The organism is Enterobacter sp. 61D5 (assembly GCF_034107965.1).
GTDB classification, from domain to species: domain Bacteria; phylum Pseudomonadota; class Gammaproteobacteria; order Enterobacterales; family Enterobacteriaceae; genus Enterobacter; species Enterobacter cloacae_M.
On the sequence record NZ_JAWNFK010000008.1, the window covers coordinates 24,625 to 40,586 of the forward strand.

General features: G+C 53.0%; 12 protein-coding genes. 8 read left to right on the forward strand and 4 right to left on the reverse strand.

What is annotated here, in order from left to right:
* The first annotated feature begins 53 nt into the window (after positions 1 to 53).
* Complete coding sequence (locus UTM25_RS09060) at positions 54 to 575, forward strand: anti-virulence regulator CigR family protein (protein WP_194399970.1); 522 nt, start codon at positions 54 to 56, stop codon at positions 573 to 575.
* Positions 576 to 611: 36 nt separating this feature from the next.
* Here the strand turns inward: UTM25_RS09060 and pflA are convergent, their stop codons facing one another.
* The 4 genes from pflA to ycaO all read right to left on the reverse strand — a co-directional run bounded on the left by pflA (position 612) and on the right by ycaO (position 6,915).
* Positions 612 to 1,352 carry a pyruvate formate lyase 1-activating protein gene (gene pflA / locus UTM25_RS09065; RefSeq protein WP_194399971.1) on the reverse strand — a complete coding sequence of 247 codons (741 nt, stop codon included), beginning with the start codon at positions 1,350 to 1,352 and terminating at the stop codon, positions 612 to 614.
* A gap of 204 nt (positions 1,353 to 1,556) precedes the next feature.
* Positions 1,557 to 3,839: a formate C-acetyltransferase gene (pflB, locus tag UTM25_RS09070; RefSeq protein WP_033145088.1), complete on the reverse strand. Its 2,283-nt coding sequence runs from the start codon at positions 3,837 to 3,839 to the stop codon at positions 1,557 to 1,559.
* 51 nt (positions 3,840 to 3,890) lie between these two features.
* Positions 3,891 to 4,748, reverse strand: coding sequence for a formate transporter FocA (gene focA, locus UTM25_RS09075; RefSeq protein ID WP_008499974.1), 858 nt, complete (start codon positions 4,746 to 4,748; stop codon positions 3,891 to 3,893).
* 406 nt (positions 4,749 to 5,154) lie between these two features.
* Positions 5,155 to 6,915 carry a 30S ribosomal protein S12 methylthiotransferase accessory factor YcaO gene (gene ycaO / locus UTM25_RS09080; RefSeq protein WP_023310993.1) on the reverse strand — a complete coding sequence of 587 codons (1,761 nt, stop codon included), beginning with the start codon at positions 6,913 to 6,915 and terminating at the stop codon, positions 5,155 to 5,157.
* A gap of 127 nt (positions 6,916 to 7,042) precedes the next feature.
* Between ycaO and UTM25_RS09085 the strand changes: the two genes are divergently transcribed.
* The 7 genes from UTM25_RS09085 (at position 7,043) to UTM25_RS09115 (ending at position 15,931) form a co-directional block, all read left to right on the forward strand.
* On the forward strand, positions 7,043 to 7,735 hold the full coding sequence (locus tag UTM25_RS09085) for a DUF421 domain-containing protein (protein WP_194399972.1): 693 nt from the start codon (positions 7,043 to 7,045) through the stop codon (positions 7,733 to 7,735).
* A gap of 162 nt (positions 7,736 to 7,897) precedes the next feature.
* A complete protein-coding gene (gene serC, locus UTM25_RS09090) occupies positions 7,898 to 8,986 on the forward strand; it encodes a 3-phosphoserine/phosphohydroxythreonine transaminase (RefSeq protein ID WP_194399973.1) in 1,089 nt (362 codons plus the stop codon).
* A 69-nt stretch (positions 8,987 to 9,055) separates the two neighbouring features.
* Positions 9,056 to 10,339: a 3-phosphoshikimate 1-carboxyvinyltransferase gene (gene aroA, locus UTM25_RS09095; RefSeq protein WP_194399974.1), complete on the forward strand. Its 1,284-nt coding sequence runs from the start codon at positions 9,056 to 9,058 to the stop codon at positions 10,337 to 10,339.
* A 185-nt stretch (positions 10,340 to 10,524) separates the two neighbouring features.
* Entirely contained in the window at positions 10,525 to 11,208 is a 684-nt protein-coding gene (gene cmk / locus UTM25_RS09100; protein ID WP_013097305.1) for a (d)CMP kinase, read from the forward strand.
* 111 nt (positions 11,209 to 11,319) lie between these two features.
* Positions 11,320 to 12,993, forward strand: coding sequence for a 30S ribosomal protein S1 (gene rpsA / locus UTM25_RS09105; RefSeq protein ID WP_008499966.1), 1,674 nt, complete (start codon positions 11,320 to 11,322; stop codon positions 12,991 to 12,993).
* Positions 12,994 to 13,163: 170 nt separating this feature from the next.
* A complete protein-coding gene (ihfB, locus tag UTM25_RS09110) occupies positions 13,164 to 13,451 on the forward strand; it encodes an integration host factor subunit beta (protein WP_008499965.1) in 288 nt (95 codons plus the stop codon).
* Between the two features lie 215 nt (positions 13,452 to 13,666).
* Positions 13,667 to 15,931 (forward strand): ComEC family protein, encoded by a 2,265-nt coding sequence (locus tag UTM25_RS09115; protein ID WP_194399975.1) that lies wholly within the window; start codon positions 13,667 to 13,669, stop codon positions 15,929 to 15,931.
* Positions 15,932 to 15,962: the final 31 nt, after the last annotated feature.

Below are 15,962 nucleotides of genomic sequence, written 5' to 3' on the forward strand. Positions count from 1 at the left end.
TTATTACGCCAGGCGATAATTCATGTGAGTCCTACCACTATAAGGCAGCAATCATGTCTATTCGTCGTTTTTCCACTACCGCACTTGCCGTAGTGTTGTCTTTAACGTTTGCAACGGCTCCGGTCATGGCTAATCCTGGAAACGGGAATGGCGGTGGTCACGGAAACGGTGGCGGGCAAGGTAATGGCGGCAATCATGGTAACGGGAATTCTGGTAACCATGGCAATAAGCAAAATAACGGTCAGGATAACCCTGGAAAATCGGATAATAGTTTTAAAAGCAGTAAAGATGTCGGTAACGATGTCGACGCTCGCGTGAGTTTCGATCATGCCCGCCATCTGGCGCTGAATTATGGCTTAACGGGCTATGACTCTCTGCCTCCGGGTATCGCGAAAAACCTGGCGCGCGGTAAGCCGTTGCCTCCGGGCATTGCGAAGAAAACCGTGCCGGCCTCAATGCTGGGCCAGCTTCCTTCCTACCCGGGCTATGAATGGCGCGTGGTCGGAGATGACCTGGTCTTAATTGCGCTGAGTACAGCCATCGTGACGTCCGTTATTAACGGCGTCTTTAAATAGAATATAAAAAGGCCCGGTTCTCACCGGGCCTTTTCTTTAATACATCACCTTGTGGCCGTACTGTTCAAGAATACCTTTGACGCGTTCCATCGTCTCTTTCTTCGGCGGCTTCACGCCATCGAGTTTGTACTCTTCGCCCATTGCCACCCATTTATGTTTACCCAGTTCGTGATAGGGCAGAAGCTCAATTTTCTCGACGTTGCCCATGTCGCGGGTAAATTCCCCCAGGCGGTGCGCGGAGTCTTCATCATCTGACCAACCGGGAACCACCACGTAGCGGATCCAGGTTTTGATGCCTTTATCGGCAATGTATTTGGCGAATTCCAGCGTGCGGTGGTTTGAGACGCCAACGAGGTTCTGGTGGATCTCATCGTTCATCTGTTTGAGATCGAGCATGACCAGATCGGTCACTTCAAGCAGCTCGTCGATAACCGGATCGTAGCGGCGTACAAAGCCGTTGGTGTCGAGGCAGGTATGAATGCCTTCTTTATGGCAGGCGCGGAACCAGTCGCGGACAAATTCAGCCTGCAGAATGGCTTCACCGCCGGATGCGGTGACGCCGCCGCCGGACGCGTTCATAAAGTGGCGGTAGGTCACCACCTCTTTCATTAAGTCTTCAACGGTCACTTCTTTACCGCCGTGCGTATCCCAGGTGTCACGGTTATGACAGTACAGGCAGCGCATCAGGCAGCCCTGGAAAAAGGTGATGAAGCGGATGCCCGGGCCATCGACGGTGCCACAGGATTCAAAGGAGTGAATGCGACCAATAATTGACATTGCGGTGATATCTCCAGCATCGGCCCGTCCGGGGCCTGAGTATGCACAGCTCAAAGCCGGCTGTGTTGAAGTCTGTTTTGGCTGATATCCATAGAGTATAGATAGCGGACAAAAGAGACTGAGGTGGAGAGGGTGCTAAAAAGGCCCCACTGACGTGGAGCCTTTATTGTACGCTTTTTAACGCGTGATTTCAGTCAATTCCAGTTACATGGACTGAGTGAAAGTACGGGTGATAACGTCCTGCTGCTGTTCTTTAGTCAGGGAGTTAAAACGTACTGCGTAGCCAGATACGCGGATGGTCAGCTGAGGATATTTCTCAGGGTGTTCCATCGCGTCGAGCAGCATTTCACGGTTCATGACGTTCACGTTCAGGTGCTGACCACCTTCGATGGACGCTTCGTGGTGGAAGTAACCATCCATCAGACCCGCGAGGTTAGTTTTACGCACTTCGTCGTCTTTACCCAGCGCGTTTGGCACGATAGAGAAGGTGTAAGAGATACCATCTTTCGCGTAAGCAAACGGCAGTTTAGCAACGGAAGTCAGAGAGGCAACCGCACCTTTCTGGTCACGACCGTGCATTGGGTTAGCACCTGGGCCGAATGGCGCGCCAGCACGACGACCGTCTGGGGTGTTACCGGTTTTCTTACCATACACAACGTTAGAGGTGATGGTCAGAACAGACTGAGTCGGGATAGCGTTACGGTAAGTAGTCAGTTTCTGAATTTTCTTCATGAAACGTTCTACCAGGTCAACCGCCATGTCATCAACGCGAGAGTCGTTGTTACCAAACTGCGGATATTCACCTTCGATTTCGAAGTCTACAGCCAGGCCGTCTTCGTCACGAATTGGTTTAACTTTCGCATATTTGATTGCAGACAGGGAGTCAGCAGCCACGGACAGACCAGCGATACCACACGCCATGGTGCGGATAACGTCACGGTCGTGCAGCGCCATCAGAGAGGCTTCGTAGCTGTACTTATCGTGCATGTAGTGGATAACGTTCAGTGCAGTGACGTACTGTTTAGCCAGCCAGTCCATGAAGTGATCCATACGTTCCATGACTTCGTCGAAGTTCAGAACGTCGCCTTTGATCGGCTCAGACTTAGGACCAACCTGCATTTTCAGTTTTTCATCAACGCCGCCGTTGATTGCGTACAGCATGGTTTTCGCCAGGTTTGCACGCGCACCGAAGAACTGCATTTGTTTACCAACAACCATTGGGCTTACGCAGCAAGCGATAGCGTAATCGTCGTTGTTGAAGTCCGGACGCATCAGGTCATCGTTCTCGTACTGCAGAGAAGAGGTATCGATGGACACTTTAGCCGCGAATTTCTTGAAGTTCAGAGGCAGTTTTTCAGACCACAGAACGGTGATGTTCGGCTCCGGAGAAGGACCCATGGTGTACAGGGTGTTCAGGAAGCGGAAGCTGTTTTTGGTTACCAGAGTACGGCCGTCAACGCCCATACCACCGATTGATTCTGTTGCCCAGATTGGGTCACCAGAGAACAGCTCATCGTATTCAGGGGTACGCAGGAAGCGAACCATACGCAGTTTCATGACCAGGTGGTCAATCATTTCCTGAGCGTCTTGCTCGGTGATTTTGCCTGCTTTGATGTCGCGTTCAATGTACGCATCCAGGAAGGTGGATACGCGACCGAAGGACATTGCTGCACCGTTCTGAGACTTAACAGCGGCCAGGTAGCCGAAGTAGGTCCACTGGATGGCTTCCTGAGCGTTGGTCGCAGGACCAGAGATATCGCAGCCATATTTAGCAGCCATCTCTTTGATCTGACCCAGCGCGCGGTGCTGTTCAGCGATTTCTTCACGCAGACGGATAGTCGCTTCCAGGTTTACGCCATTTTCCAGGTCAGACTGCAGGGAAACAAACTGCGCGTACTTGTCTTTCATCAGGAAGTCGATACCGTACAGCGCAACGCGACGGTAGTCACCGATGATACGGCCACGGCCATACGCATCTGGCAGACCAGTCAGAACGCCAGATTTACGGCAGTTCAGAATGTCTTTGGTGTAAACATCGAATACACCCTGGTTGTGGGTTTTGCGGTATTCGGTGAAGATTTTTTTCAGCATTGGATCCAGCTCGCGGTTATACGCTTTGCAGGAACCTTCAACCATTTTGATACCACCGAACGGGATGATTGCGCGTTTCAGTGGTGCTTCAGTCTGCAGACCAACGATTTTCTCAAGGGCTTTGTTGATGTAGCCAGCATCGTGAGAAGTGATGGTGGAAGCAACGGAGGTGTCAAAATCAACTGGCGCGTGAGTGCGGTTTTCCAGTTTAACGCCTTCCATTACGCTGTCCCACAGCTTGGTGGTCGCGTCAGTTGCGCCAGCCAGGAAGGATTCGTCACCTTCATACGGGGTATAGTTTTTCTGAATGAAGTCACGTACGTTTACTTCATTCTGCCAGTCACCTTTCGCAAAACCTTCCCAGGCTGTGGCTAACTTTTCATTAAGCTCGGACATGTAACACCTACCTTCTTAAGTGGATTTTTTATTTACTGCCTGAGAAAACCATCAATGATGATCGTCGCCACGCAGGTAAATGACCCAGTATGTCAACCCAACTAACAAACCCCCACCGATAATGTTCCCGATAGTGACAGGGATCAGGTTATCAGTAATGAAATTCATAATAGTCAGGTGAGAGAAACTTTCCGGGGATGAACCAACTGCGGTCCAGAACTCCGGGCTTGCAAAGTCGCGGATGACAATCCCCATTGGGATCATGAACATATTCGCGATACTGTGCTCAAAGCCGCTGGCAACAAACATCGCAACCGGCAGAACCATAATTAAGGCTTTGTCCATCAGGCTACGACCCGAGTAGCTCATCCATACAGCCAGACAGACCATCAGGTTTGCGAGGATGCCGAGAGCAACGGCTTCGATAAATGTGTGGTGCATTTTGTGGTCGGCGGTTTGCAGGACGTTAAGGCCCCAGCCACCGTTGGCGGTCATGTACTCGCCAGAAAGCCACATCAACAAAACAAAGAGCAGACAGCCAACCAGGTTACCCACGTAGACGTTAAGCCAGTTACGTGCCAGCTGACCCCAGGTAATTCTTCCGCTGGCCTTTGCCACGACAATCAGCACCGTTGAGGTGAAGAGGTCGGCGCCGCATATGACGCAGAGAATCAGACCCAGTGAGAAGCAAATGCCGCCAATCAGTTTGGCCATGCCGAAAGGCATTCCGGCAGTACCGGTGGTGGCGGTGATGTAGAAGACGAAAGCGATAGAGATGAACACACCAGCCGTGATCGCCAGATAGAACGTCTTCATCGGGTGTTTCGTTGCTTTATAGACACCCGCTTCTTCGGCAACTTTGGCCATCGCAGCAGGGAGTAAAAGATCAAAAGGGTTGTCAGCTTTCACACTAACTCTCTCTTTATTAAGTCGGCGACGAGATACTAACAAAGCATTATAGAAGAGAAATTGATATAGATCATATCTCGCCTGGCTTATAGGCCCGCAGTGTGTATGGTTTTACAACAAATGCGGAGTAAGTAATTGATTATCCGTATAAAAATAAATTTTAAAAGTTATGAAAAGAGTTGAATTTTTTCGTTCGGCCACCCCTGACGCAGTTAATTAATATGGAGTATTTACCATAAAAAGTAACAGTAAAGCCCAGGTAAATATTATTATATTTACCCATGTTTAACTTTATTATTACAATCAACAGTCATTGCCGAAGAAAATAAAAAACGGGGCAATGAAATTGCCCCGTAATATAGCCCAGACGATTGAATACGCCTACTGCTGGTAATGTTATGTGCGCTTATTTTAACCAGTAAGCGGCTTTTGCTTTCTGCAGCTTTTCGTAGGCCTTCAGCAGCGACTGATGCGCCGGGAAGGCTTTCAGATCGCTATCAACAGCCTGCAGGCCATAGAACGGCGCTTCGCCGCTCAGGGCCGCGCTGGCTGCTTCAACGGCTTCAGCACCGTACATACGCACGAAAGCGTTGAGGTATTGCAGCGGCTCGCGATCCTCTTCCTGGGCCAGCAGCAACAGGGTTTGCAGGCAGCGGTAATAATTGGTGCGTTCGGCAGAGAAGACAGACTGGTTGAATTCCATGGTCCACTCGGTCCAGGCCAGGGCCTGATCCAAATCGCCACCCGCCAGGGCCAGCATCGCTTTCAGCTCACCGATGCGCAGGGTATACCAGCCGTTGTCTTTACCGGTCGCCAGGCCCAGCAGTTCGCGTACGCGGGTAAAGTCATCATGGCCTTCTTCGTCCAGTTGGGCGATCAGGTTCAGATAATCTTCTTTCTCCCACTCGCTGCCCGGCAGAGCCAGCAGCGTTTCGCGCAGGTGCGCGCCCATGCTGTTATTCGCCAGCCACAGATCTTCAGCCGGGTAGATATCGGACATGCCCGGAACGATAATGCGGCACGCGTAGACGCCAAGATGTTCGTAGTCGGCAATGTAGACTTCCTGATCTTCCGCGTTGAAGATAGCCATCAGCGTGGCGAACTCTTCTTCCGTGGTACCGGCAAAGCTCCAGTCCACGAACGGATAGTCGGCGTCCTGCTTGAACATATCCCAGGAAATTAAACCGCTGGAGTCAATGAAGTGGGTTTCAAGGTTGGTATGCTCGGCCACTTCTTCATCGTCAAACGTTGGCGGAGTGAAGACGTCGAGATCTTTCAGGCTACGGCCCTGCAGCAGCTCGGTAACGGTACGCTCCAGCGCCACGCCGAAGTCAGGGTGCGCCCCGAATGAGGCGAAGCAGGTGCCGTTGGCCGGGTTAAACAGCACCACGCAGATAACCGGATACTTGCCGCCCAGCGAGCCGTCATAGGCAAAGATTGGGAAACCTTCTGCTTCGAGCTTAGCGATGGACTCCACTACGCCCGGATAGCGCGCCAGCACGTCTGCCGGAATTTCAGGCAGGCTGATGGATTCAGCGATGATGCGGTTTTTAATGTGGCGTTCAAAGACTTCAGACAGACCCTGCACGCGCGCTTCATTGCGGGTGTTACCGGCGGACATACCGTTGGACACATACAGGTTGCCGACGATGTTCATCGGAATATACACGGTCTGCTCGTCAGACTGACGGGTGAACGGCAGGGCGCAGATCCCACGGTCTTCATTGCCAGACTGCAGATCGATCAGCATGCTGGCGGTCAGTTCGTTTTCCGGATCGTAGAAAGCACGCAGGCGCGCGTCGAGAATACCTTCCGGCAGCTCGTCATCTTCGGTCAGCGGGAACCATTTTTCATTTGGATAGTGAACGAACGGGCCGTTAGCGATGGTTTCGCCCAGCCAGAAGTCAGCGAAGAAATAGTTGGTGGACAGACGCTCAAAATACTCACCCAGCGCAGAGGCCAGTGCCGCTTTTTTTGTCGCGCCTTTACCGTTGGTAAAGCACAGGGCACAGTCTTTATCGCGAATATGCACGGACCAGACATGAGGCACCGGATTGAGCCAGGAGGCTTCTTCGATGTTAAAACCCAGGTCGGTCAGTTTCTGCTGGAAGCGAGCGATGGAATCTTCCAGAGCGGCGTCTTTGCCGGGGATAAACGTTTGAGTCATGGCGTTCACTTTTATCGTACGTAAAGCGCGCAATGATACGGGTTTTGCGTGACGGGTGCTATCTTCGGCGAAAATAAAAGGCTGGACTATGCTTAGTGGCAGTAACTGACTGTTAAGGCATAGAAAAATGAAAGCATTTGATCTCCAGCGGATGGCGTTTGATAAAGTTCCTCCTGAATTTCTGGGCGAAGTGGCGCTGCGTAGCCTGTATACCTTCGTCCTCGTCTTCCTGTTTCTTAAAATCACCGGCCGCCGCGGCGTGCGGCAGATGTCGCTCTTTGAGGTGTTGATCATCCTGACGCTGGGCTCGGCGGCGGGTGACGTCGCCTTTTATGATGACGTGCCGATGGTGCCGGTGTTTATCGTTTTTGTCTCACTGGCGCTACTTTACCGTCTTGTCATGTGGCTGATGTCGAAAAGCGAAAAGCTGGAAGATCTGCTTGAAGGGAAGCCGGTCGTTATCGTCGAGGACGGACAGCTGGCCTGGGAAAATGTACAAAGCGCCAATATGACCGAGTTTGAGTTCTTTATGGAGCTTCGCCTGAACAGCGTTGAACAGCTCGGGCAGGTGCGTCTGGCGATCATGGAAACTAACGGGCAGATCAGCGTCTATTACTATTCTGACGACGAGGTGAAGCCGGGACTGTGTATCCTGCCGGATATGCTCATTGAGCGTTTCAGAACGGTACCGGAATCAGGCGAGTATGCCTGCGTAAGATGTAGCCATGTTGTCGCGATGCTGCCGGGGGATCGTCAATTATGCCCCCGCTGTGCAAATCCGGAATGGACGAAGGTTAGCCGGGCCAAACGCATTACCTGACAGCCATTTTGTCGGTTTTGTCTTAGCGAGGCGGCAGATTGTTTTGTGTGACGCGGGGCACATTTCATGGGTCATAAGTTTTAGACATTGCGGCGCGTGTCACTGAATGATAAAACCGATATCCACAGTTATAACTTATGGCTTTTAGCGTGGTGAGGGGAAATGGCTCAAGTCTTTAATTTCAGTTCAGGTCCGGCAATGTTGCCGGCAGACGTGCTTAAACAGGCTCAACAGGAACTCTGTGACTGGAACGGTCTCGGTACGTCGGTGATGGAAATCAGCCACCGTGGTAAAGAGTTTATTCAGGTGGCGGAAGAGGCAGAAAAGGATTTTCGCGATCTGCTGAATATTCCCTCGAACTACAAAGTATTGTTCTGTCACGGCGGTGGACGCGGCCAGTTTGCGGGCGTTCCGCTTAATATTCTCGGTGACAAAACGACGGCTGACTACGTTGATGCGGGTTACTGGGCGGCAAGCGCCGTTAAAGAAGCGCATAAATACTGCACGCCGAATGTTATCGACGCCAAAGTGACCGTTGACGGTCTGCGCGCCGTGAAGCCAATGAGCGAGTGGCAGCTTTCCGATAGCGCAGCGTATCTGCACTACTGCCCGAACGAAACCATTGACGGGATTGCCATCGACGAGACGCCAAACTTCGGCAGCGATGTCGTGGTTGCCGCCGACTTCTCCTCCACCATTCTGTCTGCGCCAATTGATGTCAGCCGCTACGGCGTTATCTATGCGGGCGCGCAGAAAAATATCGGTCCGGCCGGTTTGACTATCGTCGTCGTGCGTGAGGACCTGCTGGGTAAAGCGCATAAATCCTGCCCGTCGATTCTCGATTACACCGTGCTGAACGATAACGATTCGATGTTCAACACCCCACCAACGTTTGCCTGGTATCTCTCCGGCCTGGTCTTCAAATGGCTCAAGCAAAACGGCGGCGTGGCGCAGATGGACAAGGTGAATCAGCAGAAAGCCGAACTGCTGTACGGCGTAATCGACAAGAGCGATTTCTACCGCAACGATGTGGCGAAAGCGAACCGTTCCCGCATGAACGTGCCGTTCCAGCTGGCGGACAGCAGCCTGGATAAAGTGTTCCTGGAAGAGTCCTTCGCGGCAGGCCTGCATGCGCTCAAAGGTCACCGTGTCGTTGGCGGCATGCGTGCCTCCATCTATAACGCGATGCCGCTGGAAGGCGTTAAAGCCCTGACGGATTTCATGATCGACTTCGAACGTCGTCACGGTTAATTTGCTGTTTTTCACCCCCGTAGCGTCCCTGCGGGGTTTTTATTATGTTGAGTTGAGAGTTTAGTTTTCATGGAATCCCTGACGTTACAACCTATCGCGCGGGTAGATGGCACCATTAATCTGCCTGGTTCAAAAAGTGTCTCGAACCGCGCTCTGCTGCTGGCATCTCTGGCAAACGGCACCACCGTCCTCACAAACCTGCTGGACAGCGATGACGTGCGCCATATGCTCAATGCGCTGGAAGCGTTGGGCGTTCATTACACTCTCTCCGACGATCGTACCCGCTGCGAAGTGACCGGCAACGGCGGCGCGCTGCGCTCGGTCGAAGAGCTTGAGCTGTTTCTGGGCAACGCCGGTACCGCGATGCGCCCGCTGGCGGCGGCCCTGTGTCTGGGTAGTAACAACATTGTGCTGACCGGCGAGCCGCGCATGAAAGAGCGTCCGATTGGTCACCTTGTGGATGCTCTGCGTCAGGGCGGCGCGCAGGTTGAGTATCTGGAGCAGGAAAACTATCCGCCACTGCGTCTGCGCGGCGGTTTTACCGGCGGTCACGTCGAGGTGGACGGCAGCGTCTCCAGCCAGTTCCTGACGGCCCTGCTGATGACCGCGCCGCTGGCACCGCAGGATACGGTTATTAGCATCAAGGGCGAACTGGTTTCTAAACCGTACATTGATATCACGCTGCACCTGATGAAAACCTTCGGCGTTGAGGTGGAAAACCAGTCTTATCAGCGCTTCGTGGTGCGCGGGGCGCAGCAGTACCAGTCTCCGGGCAACTACCTTGTTGAGGGTGATGCGTCATCCGCGTCCTACTTCCTGGCCGCGGGTGCGATTAAAGGCGGCACGGTAAAAGTGACCGGTATTGGCCGTAACAGCGTGCAGGGCGACATCCGTTTTGCGGACGTGCTGGAAAAAATGGGCGCCATTGTCACCTGGGGCGATGACTTCATCTCCTGTACCCACGGCGAGCTGAACGCCATCGACATGGACATGAACCATATCCCGGATGCGGCGATGACCATTGCCACGGCGGCGCTGTTTGCCAAAGGCACTACCACGCTGCGTAACATCTACAACTGGCGCGTAAAAGAGACGGACCGCCTGTTCGCGATGGCGACCGAGCTGCGAAAAGTCGGTGCCGAGGTGGAAGAGGGCGAAAACTACATTCGCGTGACCCCTCCGGCAAAACTGCAGTTTGCGGAAATCGGCACCTACAACGATCACCGCATGGCGATGTGCTTCTCGCTGGTGGCGCTGTCAGACACGCCAGTCACCATTCTTGACCCGAAATGTACCGCGAAAACCTTCCCGGACTACTTCGAACAGCTGGCACGCATTAGCACGCTGGCCTGATAACGTATTGCCGCATCGCCCGATGCGGCATTTGCTTACGCTTCATTACGAACACCTCCGCTCATTTCTTCTACACTCTGCTTCAATCATTCCGTAATTTGCACGCAAAGGTAACAGTTGCGCACGTTGGCGCGTATAATGCGCGGCGTTCATGTAAACGGTATGCCTTATTTAAGGAGAAAAAGATGACGGCAGTTGCCCCGGTAATCACCATTGATGGGCCGAGTGGCGCAGGGAAAGGTACTCTGTGCAAAGCGATGGCGGAAGCATTGCAATGGCATCTTTTAGATTCGGGAGCAATCTATCGCGTGCTGGCGCTGGCCGCGCTGCATCACCATGTGGATGTCGCGTCTGAAGAAGCGCTGGTTCCGCTGGCTGCGCATCTGGATGTGCGTTTCGTATCGACCGATGGCAACCTGGAAGTCATCCTTGAAGGGGAAGACGTGAGCGGCGAAATCCGTACGCAGGAAGTGGCTAATGCGGCCTCTCAGGTCGCGGCGTTCCCGCGCGTTCGCGAGGCGCTGTTACGTCGTCAGCGCGCGTTCCGTGAAGCCCCGGGGCTGATCGCTGACGGACGCGATATGGGAACGGTGGTATTCCCTGATGCGCCAGTGAAAATTTTCCTTGACGCCTCTTCGGAAGAACGTGCTCAACGCCGCATGCTTCAGTTGCAGGAAAAGGGGTTTAGTGTTAACTTTGATCGCCTTTTATCCGAGATAAAAGAGCGCGATGACCGCGATCGTAACCGCGCCGTCGCCCCACTTGTTCCTGCAGAAGATGCATTAGTTCTGGATTCAACCAGTTTAACTATTGAGCAAGTGATTGAAAAAGCGCTACAATATGCGCGCCAAAAACTGGCACTCGCGTAATCGCGACCGATTTAGCAGTACCCCCGCTGCAATGGATTGACGGCGGGTATGTGAAACAACCCCATCCGGCACGGAGCCAGGTGGACGTTAATATTAACCTGAAGATTAAACATGACTGAATCTTTTGCTCAACTGTTTGAAGAATCCTTAAAAGAAATCGAAACCCGCCCGGGTTCCATCGTTCGCGGTGTTGTTGTTGCTATCGACAAAGACGTAGTACTGGTTGACGCCGGTCTGAAATCTGAGTCCGCCATTCCGGCAGAGCAGTTCAAAAACGCCCAGGGCGAGCTGGAAATCCAGGTTGGTGACGAAGTTGACGTTGCTCTGGACGCAGTAGAAGACGGCTTCGGTGAAACCCTGCTTTCTCGTGAGAAAGCTAAACGTCACGAAGCATGGATCACGCTGGAAAAAGCTTACGAAGAAGCTGAAACTGTGGTCGGTGTTATCAACGGCAAAGTTAAAGGTGGCTTCACTGTTGAGCTGAATGGTATTCGTGCGTTCCTGCCAGGTTCTCTGGTAGACGTTCGTCCAGTTCGTGACACTCTGCACCTGGAAGGCAAAGAGCTTGAGTTCAAAGTAATCAAGCTGGACCAGAAGCGTAACAACGTTGTTGTTTCCCGTCGTGCCGTTATCGAATCCGAAAACAGCGCAGAACGCGATCAGCTTCTGGAAAACCTGCAGGAAGGCATGGAAGTCAAAGGTATCGTTAAGAACCTCACTGACTACGGCGCATTCGTTGACCTGGGCGGCGTTGATGGCCTGCTGCACATCACCGACATGGCGTGGAAACGCGTTAAGCACCCAAGCGAAATCGTGAACGTGGGCGACGAAATCACTGTTAAAGTGCTGAAGTTCGACCGCGAGCGTACTCGTGTATCCCTCGGCCTGAAACAGCTGGGCGAAGATCCATGGGTAGCTATCGCTAAGCGTTACCCAGAAGGTACTAAACTGACTGGTCGCGTAACCAACCTGACTGACTACGGCTGCTTCGTTGAAATCGAAGAAGGCGTTGAAGGTCTGGTGCACGTTTCCGAAATGGACTGGACCAACAAAAACATCCACCCATCCAAAGTTGTTAACGTTGGTGATGTAGTGGAAGTGATGGTTCTGGATATCGACGAAGAACGTCGTCGTATCTCCCTGGGCCTGAAACAGTGCAAAAACAACCCATGGCAGCAATTCGCGGAAACCCACAACAAGGGCGACCGTGTTGAAGGTAAAATCAAGTCTATCACTGACTTCGGTATCTTCATCGGCCTGGACGGCGGCATCGATGGCCTGGTTCACCTGTCTGACATCTCCTGGAACGTTGCAGGTGAAGAAGCAGTTCGTGAATACAAAAAAGGCGACGAAATCGCTGCAGTTGTTCTGCAGGTTGACGCAGAGCGTGAGCGTATCTCCCTGGGCGTTAAACAGCTCGCAGAAGATCCGTTCAACAACTGGGTTGCACTGAACAAGAAAGGCGCAATCGTAAACGGTAAAGTGACTGCAGTTGACGCTAAAGGCGCAACCGTAGAACTGGCTGACGGCGTTGAAGGTTACCTGCGCGCTTCTGAAGCTTCACGTGACCGCGTTGAAGATGCCACTCTGGTTCTGAACGTAGGCGACGACGTTGAAGCTAAGTTCACCGGTGTTGACCGTAAGAACCGTGCAATCAGCCTGTCTGTTCGTGCTAAAGACGAAGCTGATGAGAAAGATGCAATCGCAACTGTTAACAAACAGGAAGATGCAAACTTCTCTAACAACGCAATGGCTGAAGCTTTCAAAGCAGCTAAAGGCGAGTAATATCAGGTTCTCAGCATCATTTGCGCTGTAACGCATTTACAGCGTGAAGGATGAGGAGCAAACTTGACAGATTGCAGGATTCGTCCTGTAATCAATAACAAAGGGCGGCTACGGCCGCCCTTGTTTAATGAGCTGTTCAGCTAATTGGTTTGAAAGGAACCGGAGGAATCATGACCAAGTCAGAATTGATTGAAAGACTTGCCAGTCAGCAACCGCATATCCCTGCCAAGGCAGTGGAAGATGCCGTAAAAGAGATGCTGGAGCATATGGCCTCCACTCTTGCCCAGGGCGAGCGCATTGAAATCCGCGGTTTCGGTAGTTTTTCTCTGCACTATCGTGCTCCACGTACCGGGCGTAACCCGAAAACTGGCGATAAAGTCGAGCTGGAAGGCAAGTACGTTCCACACTTTAAGCCGGGTAAAGAACTGCGCGATCGCGCCAATATTTACGGCAACTGAGTTTAGCCAGCCGGTTAAACTGGGTTCGAAAGAAAGCACCTGCGGGTGCTTTTTTTGTCTCTGTCGCTTTCCTTCTGAAGGTGCCCCGCATTTTTCCGTTTCGTTTTCTGCAAACCGATAAAAACAGAACAGCGCGCGCTGTAAAACACACTCTTCCCATCTGACAATTCGCTCTGCCTGATTACATACTGCCCCTCTGAAACAGGGAGGTAGCAATGGGAATTCCCGCGCATAGCGTCTGCGTCATTCTGGCAATAGCCCCGTTACTCTGGTTACCTGAACTGCCATCACGTCATAGCGTGTGGATAATGATTGTTGGCGGGGTCGTGCTGGCCGCACGGCGAAACGTACGACTGAAGTATGCGGGTCTCACGCTGTTATTTTGCGTGTGGGGTATTTTGGTTGCGAAGGAGAGCGTCTGGCCGATGCAGCATTTAACCACGGGGGCCGTGCAGGCTGAGGTAGAGATCACCGCCACAGATGGCGCAACGCAGCATCAGGGAAACATTCTTCGCGTTGATGGCAAGCGCTGGTGGGCCTCTACCGGCATAACGCTGTATGGCAATTATCTGCCACAGAAAGCGTGTGCCGGTCAGCGCTGGACCATGACGCTCAGGCTCAGACCTGTCCATGGCGAACTGAACGACGGCGGTTATGATTCCCAGCGTAGTGCCTTTGCCCGCCATCAAACGCTGAGCGGTCACTTCAGCCGTGCGGAACTCGTCGATGGACGCTGCAGCCTGCGAGCGCAATATCTCATGTCACTGCAAAACCGCCTTTCTGCTTACCGATGGGGGGCGGTTATTCTCGGACTGGGAATGGGCGAACGTCTGGATGTGCCCCGGGAAATAAAAGACCTGATGCGTGAAACAGGGACGCTGCATCTGATGGCTATTTCGGGTCTGCATATCGCGCTGGCGGCATCCCTTGCCTGGTTACTCGCGCGTGGGATTCAGTTTTTATTACCCAGCCACTGGATCCAATGGCAAATGCCTCTTCTGGCCGGGTTATGCTTTGCCGCGTTCTACGCCTGGCTAACCGGTCTTCAACCACCTGCGCTACGAACGGTCATCGCGCTTGCTGTGCTTGCAATGTTGCGGATCGCTGCCCGGCAATGGTCTCCATGGCAGGTATGGGGCTGCTGTATCGCGGCGATCCTGATAAGCGATCCCTTAGCCATACTCTCGCAGAGTCTGCTCTTGTCTGCATTTGCTGTCGCTGCGCTGATTTTCTGGTTTCAGTGGCTGCCTCTTCCTGGCTGGCACCGGGTACGACGTATACGGCCGCTGCTGAACCTGATCTATCTGCAGGTCGGCATGCTGATGCTGCTGATGCCGCTACAGGTTCTGATTTTCCATGGATTCAGCATCTCCTCCCTGGTCGCGAATCTCTTTGCCGTTCCCCTGGTGACGTTTGTCTCCGTGCCGCTGATCCTGCTCGGCATGCTGCTTCATCTGCTGCCGCTGGCGGCACCGGAAAGCGTCGTCTGGTTCGCAGCCAATAAGTCACTTGCGGGGCTATTCTGGCTCCTCATGCGCCTGCCTGACGGCTGGCAAAATGTCGACCAACGCTGGCAGTACATGACATTACTGCCCTGGCTTATCATCATCGGCTGGCGCTTCCGTGCCTGGAAAACCCTTCCTGCCGTTTGTCTTGCAGGAAGTGTTTTACTCACATTTCCTCTCTGGAGAACGGAAAAAAACGAGAGCTGGACGCTGCATATGCTGGATGTAGGGCAGGGGCTGGCGATGGTCGTTGAACGGCAGGGCAAAGCCATTATCTATGATACCGGGCTTGCCTGGCCGGGTGGGGATAGCGCACAGCGGTTAATTATCCCGTGGCTTCGCTGGCATCATCTGCGGCCTGAAGGCGTTATTCTCAGTCATGAACACCTCGACCATGCGGGAGGACTCGCATCATTGCAAAAAGCGTGGCCGGACGTGTGGGTAAGAAGCCCATTGCGCCAGGCGGGACATCGGCCCTGTTTTCGCGGGCAGAGATGGAAATGGCAGGGACTCTCCTTCACCGTACACTGGCCCCCCGAAAATTACCCGGCTCAGGGAAATAACCATTCCTGCGTGGTAAAGGTGGACGACGGAGGGCAGAGCGTTCTGCTAACAGGGGACATTGAAGCGCAAGCGGAACAGGCTATGCTTAGCCATTACTGGCGTTATCTGACGTCCACGCTCATACAGGTTCCTCATCATGGCAGCAATACTTCGTCGTCTTTGCCGCTGGTACAGCGGGTGGAAGGTCAGATCGCCCTGGATTCCGCGGCCCGCTATAACGCATGGCGATTCCCGTCGGCAAAAGTTGTCCGACGCTATCGAAAAGAGGGGTACATCTGGCACGATACCCCTCATTCTGGACAAATATCGGTGACATTCTCGCAACATCACTGGCAAATCCGGCGCTTGCGAGAGCAATTTTTACCCGTTTGGTATCATCAGTGGTTTGGCGAGCCCGTCGATAACGGGTAGAATATGCGGCTATTTCAACGAATGCTGGTTT

Excerpts from the sequence above, each read along its gene's own strand:
- UTM25_RS09060 (WP_194399970.1), top strand. The coding sequence starts at position 54 with ATGTCTATTCGTCGTTTTTCCACTACCGCACTTGCCGTAGTGTTGTCT.
- pflA (WP_194399971.1), bottom strand. The coding sequence starts at position 1,352 with ATGTCAATTATTGGTCGCATTCACTCCTTTGAATCCTGTGGCACCGTC.
- pflB (WP_033145088.1), bottom strand. The coding sequence starts at position 3,839 with ATGTCCGAGCTTAATGAAAAGTTAGCCACAGCCTGGGAAGGTTTTGCG.
- ycaO (WP_023310993.1), bottom strand. The coding sequence starts at position 6,915 with ATGACTCAAACGTTTATCCCCGGCAAAGACGCCGCTCTGGAAGATTCC.
- UTM25_RS09085 (WP_194399972.1), top strand. The coding sequence starts at position 7,043 with ATGAAAGCATTTGATCTCCAGCGGATGGCGTTTGATAAAGTTCCTCCT.
- serC (WP_194399973.1), top strand. The coding sequence starts at position 7,898 with ATGGCTCAAGTCTTTAATTTCAGTTCAGGTCCGGCAATGTTGCCGGCA.
- aroA (WP_194399974.1), top strand. The coding sequence starts at position 9,056 with ATGGAATCCCTGACGTTACAACCTATCGCGCGGGTAGATGGCACCATT.
- cmk (WP_013097305.1), top strand. The coding sequence starts at position 10,525 with ATGACGGCAGTTGCCCCGGTAATCACCATTGATGGGCCGAGTGGCGCA.
- rpsA (WP_008499966.1), top strand. The coding sequence starts at position 11,320 with ATGACTGAATCTTTTGCTCAACTGTTTGAAGAATCCTTAAAAGAAATC.
- ihfB (WP_008499965.1), top strand. The coding sequence starts at position 13,164 with ATGACCAAGTCAGAATTGATTGAAAGACTTGCCAGTCAGCAACCGCAT.
- UTM25_RS09115 (WP_194399975.1), top strand. The coding sequence starts at position 13,667 with ATGGGAATTCCCGCGCATAGCGTCTGCGTCATTCTGGCAATAGCCCCG.